Source organism: Streptomyces coryli, from assembly GCF_011044975.1.
In the GTDB taxonomy this organism is placed as follows: Bacteria; Actinomycetota; Actinomycetes; order Streptomycetales; family Streptomycetaceae; genus Streptomyces; species Streptomyces coryli.
This window is the reverse complement of record NZ_JAAKZV010000449.1, coordinates 1-3,135: the sequence shown is the minus strand read 5'-3', so window position 1 is coordinate 3,135 and position 3,135 is coordinate 1. Positions and strand designations below refer to the sequence as shown.

The 3,135-nt window shown below is 73.0% G+C and carries 4 protein-coding genes; 3 read left to right on the top strand and 1 reads right to left on the bottom strand.

Going from position 1 to position 3,135, the window contains the following annotated elements; genetic code table 11:
- Positions 1 to 100: 100 nt before the first annotated feature.
- Positions 101 to 940 carry a hypothetical protein gene (locus G5C51_RS41010; protein WP_240930275.1) on the top strand — a complete coding sequence of 280 codons (840 nt, stop codon included), beginning with the start codon at positions 101 to 103 and terminating at the stop codon, positions 938 to 940.
- A 127-nt stretch (positions 941 to 1,067) separates the two neighbouring features.
- On the opposite strand, the gene G5C51_RS41005 is transcribed toward G5C51_RS41010, so the two are convergent.
- On the bottom strand, positions 1,068 to 2,120 hold the full coding sequence (locus G5C51_RS41005) for an FAD-dependent monooxygenase (protein WP_165245877.1): 1,053 nt from the start codon (positions 2,118 to 2,120) through the stop codon (positions 1,068 to 1,070).
- A 167-nt stretch (positions 2,121 to 2,287) separates the two neighbouring features.
- Here G5C51_RS41005 and G5C51_RS41000 point away from each other — a divergent pair, with 167 nt between their 5' ends.
- The gene (locus G5C51_RS41000; RefSeq protein WP_165245875.1) at positions 2,288 to 2,701 is read left to right on the top strand and encodes a spore germination protein GerW family protein; all 414 of its coding nucleotides are present in this window, start codon (positions 2,288 to 2,290) and stop codon (positions 2,699 to 2,701) included.
- 75 nt (positions 2,702 to 2,776) lie between these two features.
- On the top strand, positions 2,777 to 3,135 hold a 359-nt coding region (locus G5C51_RS40995; protein WP_165245873.1), incomplete at its 3' end, for a hypothetical protein.

The window sequence follows — 3,135 nt, the reverse complement described above, 5'->3', positions numbered from 1 at the left end:
GGCTATGCCGGGGGCCGGGACCGGCGGGGCCCGGGTAACGCCGAGCCCCCGGCATAGCCCGGCCTACCCGCCGGCCGCACGGCACCGCGAGGGTGGCCACATGAGACCCCTGCGCTCCGGAGCCTTGGCGGCGGCCCTGTTGATAGCCGCCGCATCCGCGCCGTCCGCCGCGTCGGCCGCGACCGCCCTGTCTGCCGCGACCGCCCCTTCCGCCCACTCAGCCACCCCGTCCGCTGCCGCTCCGTCCGCGGACCCCGCGCCCGCCGGACCGCAGCGCCCGTACGAACCCGGCGTCGACGGCCCGGACAACATCGACGCCCTCACCGCCCGCGTCTCCCCCGACGGCAGCGGCCAACGCAACGGCATCCGCGTCGACTTCGACCGTGCGAGCCGCGCCGAAGACGGCGGCAAGCCCGCCGCCGCCCGCCGCTTCGTCTTCCTCTTCGACCGGTCCGTCAGCCTGCACCCCGCCGACTTCCCGGTGTGCGACCGCGCCGCCCTCGAAGCCGAAGGGCCGGGCGGCTGCCCCGAGGGGTCGCGGATCGGTGACGGCACGGCGGAGTTCCATCCGACGGGTACGGCCGAGGTGCTCGCCTTCAACACCCGCTGCCGGGACGGCTCCTGGGGCGTGCTCGTCGCCATCCCGGCCACCGGAACGATCCTGGAGCAGACACTGGAGCGGGTCTCGGCCCCGTACCGCGCCCGCGGCTACCGCTGGGCGCTCGACGAGATCCTGCCGCCCACCGCGGTGCCGCCCCAGGACCGCTCCGCGACCCTCCGCTTCCGCCTGGCCTTCGGCGCCGCGTCGCGCGACGGCGCGAGCTACGCCACGACGACGGCACCGGATGGCCGGCCCCTGCGATTCGGGCTGTGGAGCGAGTTCGTCACCGGCCAGGTGCTGCTGCCGGAGGCGAGGGCCCGTATCGCGCGGACGGCATAGGACACCGCGCAGACGGCACAGGTCACCGCACAGACGGCACAGGTCACCGCACGGACGGCACAGGTCACCGCACGCACGGCCCAGGTCACCGCACGCACGGCCCAGGTCACCGCACGCACGGCCCAGGTCAGCCGCCGAACATCTTCACCGCCTCACGCCCATGCGCCTGATTCTCCGCCGTATACGGCCGCAGCTCCCGCTCGTATGCCGCAAAGGCGGCGGCGTAGTCGCCATCCGCCTCGGCCAGCCGGTTCGCGAGCAGCCGGGCGCCGATCAGGGCCTGGGAGGTGCCCATGCCGGAGGTCGGGGCGGCGCAGTAGCCGGCGTCGCCGACGAGGACGACGCGGCCGGACGACCAGGAGGCCGCCTCGACCTGGCAGGCCGAGGCGAAGTAGAAGTCGTCGGCCATGGCCATGTCGTCGAGCAGCTGCGGGACGATCCACTCCGCGCCGGCGAAGTGCTCGTGCACGATCTCCTGCTGGCGGGCGGCGTCGAAGCGGTCGATCTCGGCGGTGTCCGTGCCGAAGGACAGGCTGACCGTCATCCGGTCGGCGTCCCCCGCGCTGAAGAGGTACACCGCCCGGCCCGGCGTGCTGCACAGCACCCCGCGGTGGTCGAGGCCGAGGTGGTTCGAGGTGCTGAAGCCGGCGCCCGACATGCCCAGGTGGTGTACGTAGTCCTGGTGCGGGCCGAAGGCCAGCTTGCGCACGTTGGAGTACACGCCGTCGGCACCGACGACGTAGTCGAAGACCCGCTCGGCGCCGCGCTCGAAGGTCACCCGCACGCCCGAGTCATCCTGCTCCAGAGACGCGATGGAGTCGTCGAAGACGATCTCCGCCACCTCGCCGGCGACGCGATGCAGGATGGCGGTGAACTCCCGCTTCAGCACCTCGAGTCCGCCCGCGAACGCCTCGGCCGGCAGCTCCCCGGTCTGCTGCCCGTCGCCGTCGACGATGCTGGTGCCCTTCATCTGCGTGTCGTGGCCGCGGACTTCGCCGAGAATGCCCATCTGCTCCAGCACGTCGAACGCCTCGCCGCGGAAGTCCACCGCGTAGCCGCTGTCGCGCAGCGCCGGAGCGCGCTCGACCAGCGTCACGTCGTATCCCTGCCGGTGCAGCCAGTACGCCAGCGTCGGCCCGGCGACGCTCGCACCGGAGATCAGCACCCTCTGCTTCGCCATCTCGGCTCCTCCCCAGGAGGGTTGTAGGTGGCCTTGATCCTTGCCGGTTCGCCATGTGCGTAACAACCGTGAAGTGCGCATCGGTTCGATAAGCGGTGTTAATCGTCCGCGCCCGCTGCGCATATCGGCCTATCGCCCGGCCGCCGGGACCGCGGTATGAGGGACACATGACTGACGCACCCGTACGCCAGGCACCCACCGGGGAATCCGCCGCCAACGCCGCCGCCTCGCTGCTGGAGCGGCTGGCCGAGCGGATCGGCGGCCGGGCCTCGGTCACCGCCGTCTTCGGCGAGCCCGTCACCCGCGGCGAGGTCACCGTCATCCCGGTGGCCAGGATCGGCTTCGGCTTCGGCGGCGGCGCCGGGCGGGAGATCGGCACGGCCAAGACCGGCGAGGGCGGTGGCGGCGGTGGCGGGGCGGAGGCGCGGCCGCTCGGCTTCATCGAGATCAGGAACGGCCTCGCCACGTACAAGCCGATCCGCGATCCGTGGGCGGATGTGGTGATCCCGCTGGCGGGGGTGGTGCTGGGGACGTCGCTGCCGAAGATCATGCGGAGGCTGCTGAAGCGCCGGAAGAACTGACGCGCCGGAAGGGCTGACGCGCCCGGCGACCCGCGGCGCGGCTTCGGGCGTCGCCGGGCCGTTACGATCACACGCATGGTCACGGTGTGGTCCTGCGTCGGTACGCTCCGTGCTCGCCGGGAGGCGGGTGCGGGATGGCTGCTGGGCGTTGCCGTGTTGCTGCTGGCGGTCTTCTTCAGCCATGGGATGGGCAGCGAGGGCGGCGAGGGACATCACCTGCCGGTCGTCACCCAGCCCGCCGCCACCGTCACCCAGCCGGCCACCGTCACCGACCACGGCACGCACGTCGTCGAAGCCCCACCCGCCCACGATCACGCACCCCACGACCACGAGGTCTGCCTGGCCCGCGCCCCGCAGGAGACCGCATCGTCCGCCTTCTCCTGCCCGCTCCTGCCCGACGCGATGCGCGGCGCTGTCGTCGCCGCCCCCCGGAC